Origin of the sequence: Bartonella sp. TT110JLCBS, from assembly GCF_042193405.1 — a bacterium.
Lineage (GTDB): Bacteria > Pseudomonadota > Alphaproteobacteria > Rhizobiales > Rhizobiaceae > Bartonella.
Genome location: NZ_JBHILT010000014.1, coordinates 23375 through 39438, shown reverse-complemented (window position 1 = coordinate 39438; position 16064 = coordinate 23375). Strand labels below are relative to the sequence as shown.

Annotated in this window: 15 protein-coding genes and 1 other RNA gene; all 16 read right to left on the bottom strand. The window is 36.6% G+C overall.

The window, feature by feature from the left end; translation table 11 throughout:
* Window positions 1-76: 76 nt before the first annotated feature.
* The 16 genes from ACFILW_RS06835 to ACFILW_RS06760 all read right to left on the bottom strand — a co-directional run bounded on the left by ACFILW_RS06835 (window position 77) and on the right by ACFILW_RS06760 (window position 16050).
* On the bottom strand, window positions 77-490 hold the full coding sequence (locus ACFILW_RS06835) for a helix-turn-helix domain-containing protein (RefSeq protein WP_375685401.1): 414 nt from the start codon (window positions 488-490) through the stop codon (window positions 77-79).
* A gap of 148 nt (window positions 491-638) precedes the next feature.
* Complete coding sequence (gene lnt, locus ACFILW_RS06830) at window positions 639-2273, bottom strand: apolipoprotein N-acyltransferase (protein WP_375685400.1); 1635 nt, start codon at window positions 2271-2273, stop codon at window positions 639-641.
* Entirely contained in the window at window positions 2236-3261 is a 1026-nt protein-coding gene (locus ACFILW_RS06825; RefSeq protein WP_375623047.1) for a hemolysin family protein, read from the bottom strand. Before ACFILW_RS06825 ends, lnt begins: the two co-directional genes overlap by 38 nt.
* An 85-nt stretch (window positions 3262-3346) precedes the next feature.
* Window positions 3347-3838 carry an rRNA maturation RNase YbeY gene (gene ybeY / locus ACFILW_RS06820; protein ID WP_375666045.1) on the bottom strand — a complete coding sequence of 164 codons (492 nt, stop codon included), beginning with the start codon at window positions 3836-3838 and terminating at the stop codon, window positions 3347-3349.
* Entirely contained in the window at window positions 3835-4959 is a 1125-nt protein-coding gene (locus ACFILW_RS06815; RefSeq protein WP_375639981.1) for a PhoH family protein, read from the bottom strand. The genes ybeY and ACFILW_RS06815 overlap by 4 nt, the downstream gene beginning before the upstream one ends.
* 159 nt (window positions 4960-5118) lie before the next feature.
* Window positions 5119-6495 (bottom strand): tRNA (N6-isopentenyl adenosine(37)-C2)-methylthiotransferase MiaB, encoded by a 1377-nt coding sequence (gene miaB, locus ACFILW_RS06810; RefSeq protein WP_375632294.1) that lies wholly within the window; start codon window positions 6493-6495, stop codon window positions 5119-5121.
* 31 nt (window positions 6496-6526) lie between these two features.
* Entirely contained in the window at window positions 6527-7018 is a 492-nt protein-coding gene (rimI, locus tag ACFILW_RS06805; protein WP_375627639.1) for a ribosomal protein S18-alanine N-acetyltransferase, read from the bottom strand.
* Window positions 7018-7704 (bottom strand): tRNA (adenosine(37)-N6)-threonylcarbamoyltransferase complex dimerization subunit type 1 TsaB, encoded by a 687-nt coding sequence (gene tsaB / locus ACFILW_RS06800; protein WP_375685399.1) that lies wholly within the window; start codon window positions 7702-7704, stop codon window positions 7018-7020. Before tsaB ends, rimI begins: the two co-directional genes overlap by 1 nt.
* 713 nt (window positions 7705-8417) lie before the next feature.
* Window positions 8418-9446, bottom strand: a complete 1029-nt coding sequence (locus tag ACFILW_RS06795) for a YeiH family protein (protein WP_375652504.1) — start codon at window positions 9444-9446, stop codon at window positions 8418-8420.
* 69 nt (window positions 9447-9515) lie between these two features.
* Window positions 9516-10124: a recombination mediator RecR gene (gene recR / locus ACFILW_RS06790; RefSeq protein WP_375652505.1), complete on the bottom strand. Its 609-nt coding sequence runs from the start codon at window positions 10122-10124 to the stop codon at window positions 9516-9518.
* A 30-nt stretch (window positions 10125-10154) separates the two neighbouring features.
* Window positions 10155-10478 (bottom strand): YbaB/EbfC family nucleoid-associated protein, encoded by a 324-nt coding sequence (locus ACFILW_RS06785; protein ID WP_375632297.1) that lies wholly within the window; start codon window positions 10476-10478, stop codon window positions 10155-10157.
* 14 nt (window positions 10479-10492) lie between these two features.
* Window positions 10493-12433: a DNA polymerase III subunit gamma/tau gene (locus ACFILW_RS06780; RefSeq protein WP_375685398.1), complete on the bottom strand. Its 1941-nt coding sequence runs from the start codon at window positions 12431-12433 to the stop codon at window positions 10493-10495.
* A 221-nt stretch (window positions 12434-12654) separates the two neighbouring features.
* An RNA gene (gene ffs / locus ACFILW_RS06775) (signal recognition particle sRNA small type) lies at window positions 12655-12752 on the bottom strand.
* Between the two features lie 864 nt (window positions 12753-13616).
* Window positions 13617-14024 (bottom strand): hypothetical protein, encoded by a 408-nt coding sequence (locus ACFILW_RS06770; RefSeq protein ID WP_375685397.1) that lies wholly within the window; start codon window positions 14022-14024, stop codon window positions 13617-13619.
* 434 nt (window positions 14025-14458) lie between these two features.
* The gene (locus tag ACFILW_RS06765) at window positions 14459-15322 is read right to left on the bottom strand and encodes a prephenate dehydratase (RefSeq protein WP_375623064.1); all 864 of its coding nucleotides are present in this window, start codon (window positions 15320-15322) and stop codon (window positions 14459-14461) included.
* Window positions 15319-16050, bottom strand: a complete 732-nt coding sequence (locus tag ACFILW_RS06760; protein ID WP_375623066.1) for a 3-deoxy-manno-octulosonate cytidylyltransferase — start codon at window positions 16048-16050, stop codon at window positions 15319-15321. The genes ACFILW_RS06765 and ACFILW_RS06760 overlap by 4 nt, the downstream gene beginning before the upstream one ends.
* Window positions 16051-16064 lie beyond the last annotated feature (14 nt).

Sequence of the window (16064 nt, the reverse complement as noted above, 5' to 3'; positions counted from 1 at the left end):
GTCACCATTTGCTAATTCTACAGCAAATAGTCAATGCAAATTTATATGAATAAAAGAGAAAAGATATAATTTTAATTTATAACTTATTTGTCAAATCTTCCTCAGAAAGTGCTTTTGCTAAGTCAATAATTTTTCGACGCACTTTAGCATCAGATATATTTGTAAAAGCGCGCATGAGCTGAATCCCTTCGCTGCTAGAACAAAAGTCTATAAGATTGTGATCACTTTCGGCAAAACCCTCTACTTGTTGGGAGGTAATACCTTTATCAAAAAAGTAAGAAACAGGAACATCCATAATTTCCGCTATCGCTTGAAGACGACTGGCACCAATACGGTTTGTTCCTTTTTCATATTTTTGGATTTGCTGAAAAGTAATTCCTAATTTTTCACCTAGTTTCTCTTGAGTGAGTCCTAAAATATTACGACGTAAACGGATACGAGTTCCAACATAGATATCTATAGGGTCAGGTTTTTTTCTAGTTTCGGTCATAATGCAACTCTTTATTTCCAGCACTTTTTTTCTAAATCAACATCATATTTATGCGCAGCTGATTTATCATATAATTAAAACAATATGTAATATTTTTTCCCAATATTACTGGTACACGCAACATAATACCGTACAAAGGGCACTTGAATCATTTAAGCTGTTTTGTAAAACCAAAACCAATACGACACAATAGCATAAGGATGAATAAGATAAAAGTAGAGAAAGTTCTGTATTCATTGCTTCCTATAGGGGTAATGGATGATGGAACTTGTGAATCAATAATGCCCACAGCATTTTGTCGAAGAGCTACAACGATTCGTCCATAAGAATCAATAACAGCTGATATGCCATTATTGGCTGCCCGTATGAGGGGGATTCCCAGTTCAACGGCACGAAGCTGTGCTTGTTGAAGATGTTGATAGGGTCCAGGCGTTACACCAAACCATGCATCATTTGTAATATTAATAATTGCTTGAGGTGGGGAACCTTTAAAAGTCATTTCATGGGGAAATATTGCTTCATAACAAATCAAGGGTAGATAAGAAAATCCGTTTGGCATTGTAACAATTTTGCGCACACTTGCAGCACTATATCCACCAATAGTATCGGCAAGGGTACGCAATCCAATTTTTTTCAATAAATTCTGATAAGGAAGATACTCACCAAAAGGAACCAAATGAAGTTTATCAGAAGTATTTAAAATATTACCTTGAGCATTAATGACTGCAATTGTATTAAAATATTGTGTTTGAGAATGAGGTAGATCATTGCTGGCGCGTATTGCTCCGATAATAGCCCATTGTTTAGGTTTTAAAAGAGAGGCAATGCGCATTGTGATAGATGAGTTATCATAGAGAAGATAAGGAACGGAAGCTTCAGGCCATATGATAAAATCAGGTTCTGAATTTTGATCGGTTGTTGGTGTTGCACTTAGCTTCATATGCGCTTCCAACATAGCTTCTCGTGTATTATCACGCAATTTTATATTTTGTTGGATGGACGGTTGAACAATGCGCACCCAATAAGCACTTTTTTGATCTTCAGCTGTGTTTTCTATAGTATGAAGACGATAAAACCCAAAACCACAGTGAATGAAGATAAGTGATAAGCAAAGAGAAAGTGCCACTTTCTTTTTTTCATCCGTTAATAAAACAGTTGGCAAACTGTAGGCTAAGACAGCAAGAATATTCATTCCGTAAAGTCCCACGATTGCATCAGATTGCATGAACATTGGGGTTGGCATGGCTGTATAGCCAAGAGAATTCCATGGAAATCCTGTGAATAAAAACGCACGCAACCACTCGGACAATCCTAATGCAAAGGCTAAAACAAAAAAGCGTGCTATTCCTTTTGTCCATAATAAACCGACAATGAAACCAGAAAAAAACCAATAAAGAGAAAGGTAGAGTGGAGGGAATAAAATGGCTAATGGGACTGCCCAACCAAAAGAATCTGGATCTGTTAACAAAGCATTGCATAGCCACCAAAGGCCGCAAATAAAATAACTAAAACCAAAGGTTCCACAGCTTAAAGCGTAAGTAAAAAAATGTTTTTTATTATTTTTTGTGGCCTGTATTGAGTCAAGTAAAACAATAAAGAGAGGGAAAGTTAAAAAGCAAAGAGGTGTTAAATAAAAGGGTGGAAGTGCAAAAGAAGTAAGAGCACCACACAGAAATATCCATGCTTGGCGTTTCCAGCCTGTAACAGAGAACAAAAAAACGATGAAATTGTGTAAAAACGCTGGACTATTCTTTAGGGATGGCATTGTTTTCAAGATTCTCATTTTTTGGAATGCGAAAAATGCGCAACCGTTTAATCCGGCGTTTATCAGCTTCTAAAATACGAAATCTATAGCCAGGTACAGCTTCAACAATTTCACCTTTGGCAGGAATGCGATCAAGAATGGAGACGATCAAACCACCAATAGTATCAACTTCATCACCATATTCCCCTACGATAAAATCAGGACCAAGAGCTTTCTCCACATCTTCTAGTTCAGTTCTTGCATCAACGAGCCATTTATTATTTGGTTCACGTACGATAGCATTGTCGACATTATCATGTTCATCTTCGATATCCCCAACGACTAACTCAACAATATCTTCCATTGAAACGAGACCATCTGTTCCTCCATGTTCATCAATAACTAAAGCCATTTGAGTTCGTGTCGTTTGCATCCGTGTTAATAATTTGCTTGCAAGCATAGAACTGGGAACAAAGAGAACTGTTCGGATTAAGTCCAATTCACCGATTGGAGTATGTAAGTCTGTATGGTTTAATTGAAGCAAATCGGATTTTTGTTCGGTTTTTGTTGGATTGATAATAAAGCGAATCATATAGTTAAGAATATCGCGGATATGGATCATGCCGCGCGGATCATCTAAAGTTTCAGCATAAACGGGTATGCGAGAATGACCAATTTTTGCAAAACATTTAAGTGCTTCTCCAAGTGAAGTGTTTATTTCTAATGCTTCGATTTCAGAACGAGGTATCATAACATCATCCACGCGTGCTTCACGTAAGCGTAAAATGTTATGCAGCATAGTACGTTCTTCAGGCGAGAAGGGGGCGGTATCTTTTTCATTGTTAGTCGTGAGGGCAACGGTAAGATCATCGCGCAGTGACGTAGGTGCACAATTACGACCACGTAAGAATGAAAATAAATGATTCATCAGAGAATATTTTTCTGTATGATTCGTCTGTTGAGAAGTTTTTTTTTCATTGTTAGAAGATGTTTGACTATTATTTTGTGTATTTATTTTGTTGTCCATGGTTTTGAAATCTTCTAAACTTTCTTTCTTATAATAGATAAATAAGAGGCTTTAAATGGTATGCTTATAATATTAATTTTAAAAGTTAAATTTTATCATTGATAGACAATTCAGCGTAAGGATCTTTTATGGAAAGCTTTTGAAGAATTTCTCTTTCGAGCTTTTCCATTTTATATGCTTCATCATCAGTTTCATGGTCATAACCAAGCAGATGCAAGATACCATGAACAATCATATGTGTTAAATGGTCTTGAAATGTTTTTCCTTCTTTCTCTGCTTCGAAAACAACAGTTTCTCGGGCAATAATAATATCACCGAGCATGGGACCAGGTCGATTTCCAGCTTTAAGTGGAAAAGCAGGAAAGGATAATACATTAGTAGATTTGTTTTTGTTGCGCCATTGTGCATTGATTTGTGCCATATGTTCATCATCCGTAAAAAGCAAGCTAATCTCGCTTACAACATTTGCCAATGAAACATGATGCATAGTTGTCATTAATGCTTTTTCAGTGATATTATAAAGCATTTTCTCATCATTCCACCCTGCGCTTTTAATCATTATATCAATAATAATCATGATGAATCAAATTCATTTTTTAATGCATCGCATGCGAATGATTTTTTTTTATTTTGTATTTCTGAATCACGATCATAAGCACGAACAATAGCAGCAACAAGTGGATGGCGTACAACATCTTTTTCATCAAAATGCACAATTGCAATATTTTCTACATTTGAAAGAATGCGAATTGCTTCAATGAGACCTGATTTTTGCCCTGTAGGCAAATCAATTTGGCTTACGTCACCGGTAACGATCATACGCGTTCCTTCTCCAAGACGTGTGAGGAACATCTTCATTTGCATGGGGGTAGTATTTTGTGCCTCATCAAGAATAACAGCAGCATGGGCAAGTGTTCGTCCGCGCATAAAGGCGAGAGGAGCAATTTCTATGACACCAGAGGCTAAAATGCGTTCTATTTTTTCAGCGGGCATCATATCATAAAGAGCATCATAAAGTGGTCGTAAATATGGGTCGACTTTTTCTTTGAGATCACCGGGAAGAAAACCAAGATGTTCTCCAGCTTCAACAGCTGGACGTGAGAGAATAATTCGCTCAATGATACCACGTTCTAGAAGCATTGCAGCATGAGCAACAGCAAGATATGTTTTTCCTGTTCCTGCTGGTCCTACACCAAACACAAGTTCAGTATGCTCCATAGCACTTATGTAAGCGTCTTGTGTTGGAGTTCTTGCATGAATTATTTTTTTATGGGTACTCAACCGAGCTGGTATACGTTTCGTTGCAGATTTGTGTGTTATTGTGTCTTCTTTCTGCTTCTTTGGTATATTTGCCATAGCAATCGCTCCTTTTATATCTGATAAAGTGAGCTCTTGATGTGTTTTGGCACGTTCATAAAGCTGCTGCAATACATATTGCGCACGTTTTATAACAGAAACATTTCCACGGATTAAGACTTCATTACCACGCGGATGAATACTAAGTTCGAGTTTTTTTTCGATATAAGCGAGATTTTCGTCAAATTTACCAAAAACTGCTTTTGCATATTTATTATTTTCGAAAATCAAAACAACTTGGCTCACATCTGAAGCGCTTGTTTGTTTCAAGGTATCAGCCTTTTCAAGGGACGTATTTACTTTTTCTTTAATACGCTTTATTTTTTCGGTTGAAGCTTTCAGCCTATTCTCCATATCTACATAAATGTTGCACATTTTGTTAAGTAAATTTTATAAAAGACAATTTTTACAAAAAGTGCACGCTTTAGATGTAATCATTTGCTTTTAAAATAAAAGAGTTTTCCAAAATATTTATTTTTGAACAAGGTATTAGAGGCATGTTTATCTATTTGTCACTTCACCAACAAAACTGTTTGAGCTTGCATTTTTAATATGAATTTCTATCACGCTACCTGTAGAGGCTTCTGTATCGACAACAACAGGTAAAAGCCAAGGGGAACGCCCTACCATTTGCCCTGAGTGACGTCCAGGTTTTTCGATGAGAACGTCCGTTTTTTGATCAATTTTAGAACGCAAAAACGCATTTTGTTGCTCAAGGAGAAGGGCTTGTAAATGTTGAAGTCGGGCATCTTTTACAGATTCATCAACATGATTTTTCATTGTGGCTCCCACTGTTCCAGGACGGGGGGAATATTTAAAAGAATAAGCTGAACTGTACTGTACTTGTTGAATAAGTTTAATGGTTTCTTCAAAGTCTTCATCTGTTTCTCCTGGAAACCCTACAATAAAATCGCCTGAAAAGGCAATATCTGGCCGTACGGTTCGAATTTTTTCGATAAGATGAAGATAATGAGAGCTTTTGTGTTGTCGGTTCATGGCTTTTAAGATGCGATCTGAACCTGATTGAACAGGAAGATGGAGGTAAGGCATTAACATATCAAGATCTCGATGCGCGGCAATAAGGCTATCATCCATATCACGTGGGTGGCTGGTTGTGTAACGCAAACGCTTTAAACCATCGAGTTTTGCGAGATGATAAAGAAGATCGCCAAGACGCCAAGTTTTGCCATCAGCACTTTGTCCATGCCAACCATTGACATTTTGTCCAAGCAGCGTAATTTCTTTGACACCCGCTTCGATGAGTTGAAGGGCTTCCTCGGTAATTTGCTCAACGGATCGTGATATTTCAGCACCGCGTGTGTAAGGAACAACACAAAAAGTGCAAAATTTATCGCAACCTTCCTGTACTGTTAAAAATGCGCTAACACCTCGTTTTCTTACTGCATGTTTATTATGGGGCGGCAAATGAGCAAATTTATCTTCAACAGCATAGTCTGTTTCGATAATTTTTTTCCCTTGTTTGGCTTTTTCTAACAATTCTGGCAAGCGATGATACATTTGCGGACCAATAACAAGATCCACTGTTGGAGCACGGCGCAAAATTTCACTTCCCTCAGCTTGTGCAACACAACCTGTTACACCAACCATAAGGGGTTTATCAGGTGTGCGCTCTTGACGCATAACGCGCAAACGACCGAGATCAGAATAAAGTTTTTCTGCTGCTTTTTCACGAATATGACAGGTATTAACAAGAATAAGATCGGCATCATTGGGAATTTGTGTTGTCACATAGCCTTGCGAACTGAGGCTATCAGTCATCCGTTGGCTATCATAAACATTCATTTGACATCCATAGGTTTTGATAAAAACCTTTTTAGGAGCAACAGGAGGCGTATTTTTAGGATTTACTTTATTCATAGCGCATGTGTAAATGTTTTTTACACAAATCTCAATCTATTTGCTTAAAAGTTTTTTGCATGATAATTGCATCACCACGACCATTTTTTGACGCGTAGTAGGCAAGACGTTCAGAAATTTTTTGAAATTCAAAGCGTTGATAAAGGTTCAAAGCAGAAAGATTTGTGGCTTCTACTTCCAAGAATAATTTTATGGCGCCCTTGTCATGAAGATAGTGAACTGTGCTTTCAATAAGAAAGGTACCAATTCCTTTTTGACGATAATGAGGGTGAACAGCAATTGTGATGATTTCTGCTTCATCAAGGATGAGACGGCATAGGCAAAAGCCTAAAATTTGATCAGAGTGATCAATGAGAAAAGCTTTGTATCCGAAGATAGAGTGATCTGTTAAGAAATTATCAAAAGCTTGTTTTTCCCAAGAAGGGGTAAAACAATGCTGATGAATTTGATGAAGAGAAGCACTATCATTAACTTGTAGCGGAGCAATTCCAAAATTCTTTTTTGTCAATGAAAATTTGGGCATTATTTTTTTTGTGGTAAAGCAAAATTGGTTTGTTGTTTTGCATCAGCGCTGCGTAGATAGAGTGGGCGAGGTGAATTTTTTGATTGTTTGTTTGCAGCAAGATAAGCATAGTTTACAATATCGGCCGCTTCGCAGGGAATTTTTTCTAGGACAATTTTTTCGTATATTTTATGGTTTTTAACATGCTCCACAACGACATCAGCAGCTGGGCCAGTCAGTCGGGTTTTTTTTGGCAAATCTTCGAGGATATTTTCAATTGTTTTTAATCCCGGCGCTCCCAAAGGTGTGAGATCATTATGAAAATTTTGATGGTAGAACATCCCTCTCCCTGCTTCAATGACAACAGTAATTGCCGATGCTGTACTTTTACTGTTTATGACTTGTGCTGCTAACGCTTCAAGAGCACTCACTCCAACAGCTGGTATTTCAAGTGCTAATGCCAAAGCGCGCGCTGTTGCAACACCGACACGCACACCAGTAAATGATCCAGGTCCAATATTGACAGCAATACGCTCAACTTGATCAAGCGTCATATTGGCTTGTGTCATTATTTGTGTAATCTGCCCAATAATTTTTTCGGCATGTCCTTTGTTCATGCGTTCATTGATACGCGCAATAACAGATTTATGACGAATAAGCGCAACAGCACAATAAATTGAAGCAGTATCTATAGCAAGGATAAGCATAAAAATATTTTAGTTGAATAAAACGATAAATAAAAGTCCTGCTGTATTTTTAATCTTTTCATTATCGTATATTTCATTTGTAAGAAAGTTACTAGTGCCAATAAGCAACAATATCTTTTTATGGGATAGAACGAGATGTTGATTTAATCCTTATTTTTATCACTTTTTGAATGAGTACCTTGAGTATTGTAAGATTCTCTTATTTTAAGTCTACTTATGGTGAAACAATTAAAGTTATTAGCTTGTATATTACAAGCGGAGTTAGCGTATGAATCAAAACTCCTTTCACGAATCGTTTAAATGTAAGGGTTGTCACAACTTGTAAGCTATCAAATAGTACTTTGATGCCACTTGTATTACATAGTAAGTAAAAGTAATTTAAAAGAGGAAAAGTTATGACCCCACATTTTTTCCAAATAAGAATATATTTTATCAGTCTTTGTATAAAAACCTTAGCGTAATGAGAGCAGATGAAAGAAATGGCATTATTTTGCATGAGTTACGTATTTTGATACTACCCTGTTGCAAATCATTATGGACTGAAAAGCACATTTGACAGTTTTCACTTAAATATCAGCTCTTTCAATTTTTTGTATAGAATAATGAGCAGTATTTTAGAACTTTTTCTGGTTTATGAAAGAACTGATTTTAATAATAATGAGGACTTTGGGTTGATTGCATACTACGTTGAAAAAATAATAATCAATGCACATTTAAAATGTTATATGATTTAAATCATTCAATTGTATCATGATAAGGCTACAAATACCGAGAATAATTATGGAGCAGGTTGAAGCCAAAATGACGCGCCATCCTGCTTTTTTTAGTGATCGGATATCAACACCTAATCCTAGTGCAGCCATTGAGATAACAGTAAACAACTGGGCAATAAATTTGATGGGATTGATAGCCTTTTCAGGGATAAGACCACTTGAGCGAACAAGCATCATGATAATAAAGCCAATGATAAACCATGGGACGAGGGTATGTAAACGCAAGCGTGTTTGTGCTGATCGGCGATAAATGATTGATAGAGTAAAAATAACAGGGCCTAACATGAGAACCCGTACTAATTTGACAATTGTTGCAATTTGAACACTCAGAAAAGAGATAGGTGCTGTTGCTGCTAAAACCTGTGGTACAGCATACACAACCATGCCAGCAAGCACACCATATTGGCTAAATGACAAATTCAGAGATGGATGTAAAAAGGGTAGAAATAAAATAATAAGAATTCCTAAAAGAGCAGTGAAGGCAATTGACGCGGCTACATCGTCATGTTTTGCTTTTATGACAGGTGCAACGGCGACAATAGCTGAATTGCCACAAATAGCATTCCCACAAGCGACCAGCATTGCTAAATGTGTAGAAAGCCCGAAAAGTCGGCCGATGGCAAAGCTCAGGATAATCGTTACGAATATCACGAAAATGATACTAGCAAGCAAATTCCAACCAGCTGAAAGGACTGCGTTAATGCTAATGCTTGCTCCTAGAAGAACGATAGCAATTTCGAGAAGTGTTTTTGCAGAAAAGGTGATACCTTTTTGAAAATATGTTGGCAAAGGAAAACAACTACGGATAATCGATCCTAAAAGAATTGCCAAAACAAGGCTTTCAAGCCAAGCTTGTCCCAAAAGCTGTTTTTCTAAGACTTCTAAGCCATAAGCTAAGGCTGATATGAGTAAACATACTAGAATACCAGGACCAAAGTCGTTTAAAAGTGAGAGTTTTTTCTTTATCACTTGAATATTTTCCCCATACAAAGAAATAATAGTAAATAAAACGAGATAACAGGTAAGAGAAAGAAATTTTTAAAGATTTGTTCTTGCTTGTACAGCTGCTGCTAAAGTTCCGTCATCAAGATAATCAAGCTCGCCTCCTACAGGGACACCATGAGCAAGTCGCGTAATTTTAACTGGAAAATTGGAAAGCTGATCGGTGATATAGTGAGCAGTTGTTTGACCTTCGACAGTCGCATTGACAGCAAGAATAATCTCCGTAATAGTAGGGTTTTGTACAACACGCTGTATTAAGGTGGCAATGTTGAGTTCGTCAGGACCTATTCCATCTAAGGGGGAGAGTCGTCCACCCAACACATGGTAACGTGCGGCTAAAGTTTTTGCGCGTTCAAGAGCCCACAGATCAGCAATATCCTCAACAACGATGATTGTTGTATCATCGCGGCGCAAATCTGTACAAATTGAACAAGGATCAATGGTATCGACATTTCCACAAACAGAACAAATGCCGACTTTTTCTATAGCTGCTTGTATAGCTGCTCCTAAAGGCTCCAGCAATGTCTCTTTTTTTTTGATAAGATGAAGTGCAGCACGACGCGCTGAACGTGGACCAAGACCTGGTAACCGTGATAAAATCTGAATGAGACGTTCAATCTCAGGTCCTGCAATGTATTTAGACATATTTTGGTCCCACGGAAAAAATCCGTTTCATTAAAATGGAAGCTTGAAACCTGATGGGAGTGGTAGCCCTGCCGTCATACTTTTGGTTTTTTCTTCTATTGCGATTTCGATTTTTGTTCTTGCTTCATTATAAGCTGCCATAATAAGATCTTCAAGAATTTCAGCTTCCTCAGGTTTGAGTAATGAAGGATCAATTTGAATTGCTGTTATAATATTTTTGCCATTTAAAGTGATATTGACGAGACCACCCCCTGCAGTGCCCACAGCTTGCAGATTAGCTATTTCCTCCTGAATCTTCTGCATTTTTTCTTGCATTTCTTTGGCTTTTTTCATCATGCTCATCATTTCACGCATAGGAATAGGTATCCTTATTCATCATTGATATCATTTTTATTTTTAAAAATATCAGCATTTTTAAAGGTATTGGAGAGTAAATCAAGATCATTTTCTTCTTTATTGAGTCGAATATCGACAATTTTTGCTTCTGGGAAATGATTGAGGATTTTCGCGATATCAGGATCTGTTTCTGCATTAGAAAAAAGAGTCTTTTGAATCGCTATACTTTCCTCCTGTAAGGTTGGGCCACCTCCTTCATTAACAAAAGTTATTGTCCAGCGTTTTTCAGTCCATTGAGATATCTTTTTTTCTATATCATGAGCAAGAAATTGTGGGGTATTTTCAGAAAGTCTCAAGGTAATATGCCCAGCTTCAAAAGAAACAGGATGAACAAATTCTTTAACAAGGAGTTTGAAAGGAACATCATCATGCTGTTCGGCTAATTTAATAATATCGTGCAAAGAATTAATCACGAGAGTTTTAGGTTCAGTAATCTCTTCTGTTGTTTGCGTGACAGAATACGATAAATTTGCAATCTTTCCAGAAAGATCAGTAGATTGAGAAGTTTCTAGAACCTCTGTTACTTCTTGAGCGTTGGTTTTTTCAGAAGTTTGATTTTTAACTAAATTTTCCGGTTGTAAGGAATGATCTAATTGGTTTTTCAAAGATGTTTTTAAATCTGATTGATCGGGTAATGTATTTGAAATGCTCGAGGAAACATGGGTATCGACCATTGTTTCTTTTGGTATATTATTTGCATTTGTAGATTCTTGATGAGAAGAGTTTTTAACCAGTGTGAGAGGTGTTTTTTCTTGCGTAAGCTTTTTTAAAGCTTCATCAAGAGTTGGAAGGTCAGCCGTGTGAGCAAGACGAATTAAAAGCATTTCAGCAGCTTGAAGTGGACGTGCAGTTTGATTAACTTCCTGTAAACCTTTGAGTAACATTTGCCAGTTTCGAGATAAAATAGGAACGGAAAGTTTTTTTGAAAAGTCTACACTTTTTAAACGTTGTTCTTCAGTTAGCGAAAAATCTTCCACTATTTCTGGTGTAAAACGTAAACGTGTGACCAAATGATTAAAATCGGCCAGTTCTGTCAATATAGTAAGAGGATCAGCCCCTGCTTCATATTGACTGCGTAATTCATGTAATGCATTGACAACATCGCCCTTCATAATAAATTCAAAAAGATCAATAATACGTGCTTGATCTGCGAGTCCTAACATTGTACGCACCGCAATAGCATTAACATTGCCATTGCTATGGGCAATCGCTTGATCAAAAATGGATAATGCATCACGTGCAGAGCCTTCTGCAGCGCGAACAATCATAGAGAGTGCTTGATCCTCTACTTCTACCTTTTCATATTTCGCAATTTGGCGCAAATGTGCACACAAAGCTTTTGATTCAATACGTCGCAAATCAAAACGTTGGCAACGTGAAAGGATTGTAATAGGAACTTTGCGAATTTCTGTTGTGGCAAAAATAAATTTTACATGGGATGGTGGTTCTTCAAGAGTTTTCAACAAACCATTAAAAGCTTGTGTTGAGAGCATATGGACTTCATCGATAATATAAACCTTATAGCGTGCAGAAACAGGACGATAGCGTATTTGTTCAATAATTTCACGAATATCGTCAATGCCTGTATGAGAAGCGGCATCCATTTCTATAACATCAATATGGCGTCCTTCGATAATTTGTGTGCAATGTTCACCAAGAGAGTCCAATACGGTTGTTGGTTGGTCAATATCTTTTGTTTTATAATTGAGCGCACGTGCCAAAATACGTGCTGTTGTGGTTTTTCCTATGCCACGAATCCCTGTTAACATCCATGCTTGTGCAATGCGACCTTTTTCAAAGGCGTTGGTGAGAGTACGCACCATAGCTTCCTGACCAATGAGGTCAGAGAAGTTTTGTGGTCGATATTTACGAGCAAGAACACGATAGGCTGTTTCTACCGGTACATTTTCCATGAATGTTTCCAACTTCAAAGTTCTTTATGCATACATTTTGATAATACAAAAGCATAGGTCAATACTGTACTCTCATATAAAAGGATTTTTTCTTAATCAAATTATTTATGGGACAATTTGTTTAAAGACAACCAAATCCCTTTACCGCTGCATACAAACGCTGCTCTGAAGATTTAAAATACTTCGCTAAAAGATAGCATAAAAATAATTTCTTCAGCAAAACAGGAGGCTGGCACGATGACCCGTACCAGAACTCGTTAGGGCTGCTTCTTTCCAGACCTGACCCAGTTGGCGAGTAGTTCGTCCACCACCAACCTCCCAAAATCCATATTGTCGATTTAGAATGAAAAATCAAGCTCAGAAACAAAAAATATTATAAGAACGATGAAGAATTTTCCTTTGCGTTTAATTTATTAACATATAAACAACAAAGAAGTTGAGGATTTATCAGTTTTCATAACAATAGCTCTTCATATTTTTTCTTTTAACATCTATGAATGTAAATCTTGAGTAGATATTATCGCTCTTTTTTCTTGAGTGCTGATTTTCTTCATTAAAGACGTTGGGTTCATCACCAGATGGATCAATATATGCGTTCCCATTATTGGAGAAAAGATTTCACATATCTTTTAAGGACTGTACTCTTACAAGAGACGATGCAATTTAAAAGCTATAAAATAATAATGATGGCACAGATTTATGATTTCATAACTGTAAAAATGGTATTTTATATACACGACATTTTATAGCTTTAAATAATTAGATTTTTTGACGATAAGAGAAAAGCAAGATGAATTTTTTACAAGAATCTTGAATGAATATGATTAAAATGCAATGAGGAATGCCTCTATAAAACAATTTTTACTTCTCTTCTTAATCTATAAATAATTTGGGTACGATGTACTTTATAGTAATTAAAATGAAGCATTTGCAAAGGTAAAAGTTATATTCTTATTTAAAAATTAGCTCTGATGGTAGAGAGTAAAGAACAATTTAAGTTTAGTCATTTAGTTGTCGCAAAAGCTCTTTAATATCTAATTTTATGAGCAGCTTAAGGTTTTCCATATCATTACAAAACACCTCTTCAGAGATAAGTTTTAATAGCTCATTATAACCTATTTTGAAAAAAACACCTGAACAAAAGAATAATTTTACTCACATTTAGATGCTATTAGAAATATTATTAATCATAATCTCCTGTGTCACAATTTGTTCCAATAACTTTTTTCTTCGTAATATTTTTAAAAATATAATGTCCTGACGAAGGAAAACTTATATGAAGAGATTTTATATTTTTTAGGGTAAAGATCTTCTTTTCTTTATCATGGGTTATTTTCTTTTCATCATCAACAAAAATCCTCAATTTGTTTAAATCAGAAGGGGCAGAGTACGATAAAGTAAAGGATACTTTCTTCGGCTTAAAGATACTACAAGAGTATTCAGCTCCTTGATGGATTGTATCAGATGGTATGATCACAACACTTTCATCCAGCGCAAAATTCCATTTTTTCTCACCAAAGCCAGCGAATGCAACACTAGAGTAGACGAGAATATTGGCAGCTAATAATCCTTGCGTGAAGATTTTTTTCATTATCCTCTCCTTTTTTCTAAAGTGAGGTGGAATATAAATCAGTTTTTATAAAGATAAAAGTTCAAACTTAACGCTAAAATCAGGGCTAAGTTGCATTTTCTAGTTTTAAACCATGTTTAAAATGATATTAATCTAAGAGATTTGAGTGCTCTATTATGTATAATAATTTGAATTGTTTTGAGAGCAATTTAGAAGTTTGTTATCTTTATTGGAATAAATTGTCATAGGAAATGACTTTTCTCAAGAACCTCTCTTTAATGTGGAAAGGGAAATAGATGGTACAAGCGTTTTTATTTTTGGTTACTGTTTTTTCTTCTTCAGTGTTTATGATGGGTGTTGAGTAGAAAAAACGAGATCTTTCAAGATGCGTTGCATTATGAAATTTTTACGATGCTTTTTGATATCAACAAAAAATGATAGCAGCTTAATTGCTTTTATATATACGATGTTCGATCGTTTTGTGCCGGATAAGTGCCGATAATACGCAATTCTGCAGAAAAGAAAGACAACTCTTCTAAGGCAAGTTTCATCATAGGGTCTTCAGGATGTCCTTCAATATCAACAAAGAATTGTGTTGCATTGAAATTTCCACCAATTTGATAGCTTTCTAATTTTGTCATATTGATACCATTCGTTGCAAATCCTCCCATAGCTTTATAGAGAGCAGCGGGGACATTGCGCACGCGAAAAAGAAGACTGGTGATGATTTTTTCGCCATTTTGAGGTTTAGGGACATGTCGTTTGGAGCGTGAAAGGATGACAAAACGGGTAATATTATGAGGGTTATCTTCAACATCTCTTTCAAGAATATCAAGTCCATAGAGTTCTGCTGCGATTAAAGGTGCTAGAGCAGCCTGTGAACGTTTAGCATTTTTTTTAATAAATTTTGCAGCTCCAGCGGTGTCGGCAGAAACAACAGGTTTCCAACCGTTGTTTCGTATAATTTTTCGGCATTGTGCAAGAGCATGCGTATGGCTGTGGACGGTTTTAATTTCGTCATGTGTAACGCCGGGCAAAACCATGAGTTGAAAATGGATAGGTAAAAAATATTCATCAATAATATAAAGAGATGATTGAGGTAAAAGATGATGAATGTCTGCAACGCGTCCCGCAAGAGTATTTTCAATAGGGATCATAGCAAGATCAGCTTTCCCGCTTTCCACTAAATTAAGGGCGTCTTCAAAAGTAGCAGAGGGAATAGTATCCATATGGGGGAACATATTGGAGCAAGCAATATGGGAATTAGCGCCGTATTCTCCTTGGAAAGAAATTTTATTGGTTTTTTTAAATATTTTCATGCTAAAATCTCACAAACTCTATCGAGATCATGTTGTGTGTCCACACCTAAGGGAATTGTATCGATTATTTCCACATCGATACGCAGATTGTGTTCTAATGCGCGTAATTGTTCAAGTTTTTCACGTTGCTCAAGTGGTGAGGGTTTGAATGATACAAATTTCTCAAGTGCTTCGCGCCTATAGGCATATATTCCAATATGGTGATAAAGAGGACCATCTCCATAGGGTGCTGTGGCGCGCGTAAAATAAAGAGCACGAAGGCGATTTTGAGAAAGCGGTGTACCAATGATTTTGACAACATTGGGATCTCTTGTTTCATTTTCTTCAATGATTTGAGCACCCAAGGTTGCAATATCAGTAAGGCTATTTTCTAAAGGGCATAGCGCACGAATGATTTCCTGAGGCATTATTGTTGGGAGGTCACCTTGTATATTTAAAATGGCGTTGTAGCGTTGTGCAGGATCAATGCGCATTAAAGCTTCATAAATACGATCAGATCCAGACTTATGATCACCTCGTGTTATGATATATTCATGCCCATAATCTGCAACAGCTTTAGCAATATCATGATGATCTGTTGCAACGATTGTACGTCCTATTGCGGCTTTTTTGGCTTGTTCTGCGACATGAACAATCATCGGCTTTCCACCAATTTCAGCGAGAGCTTTTTGAGGAAGACGGGTTGAGCCTATACGGGCAGGAATAAGAATAATTGGTTCAAGAGCCATTGTAAGATTCCCAA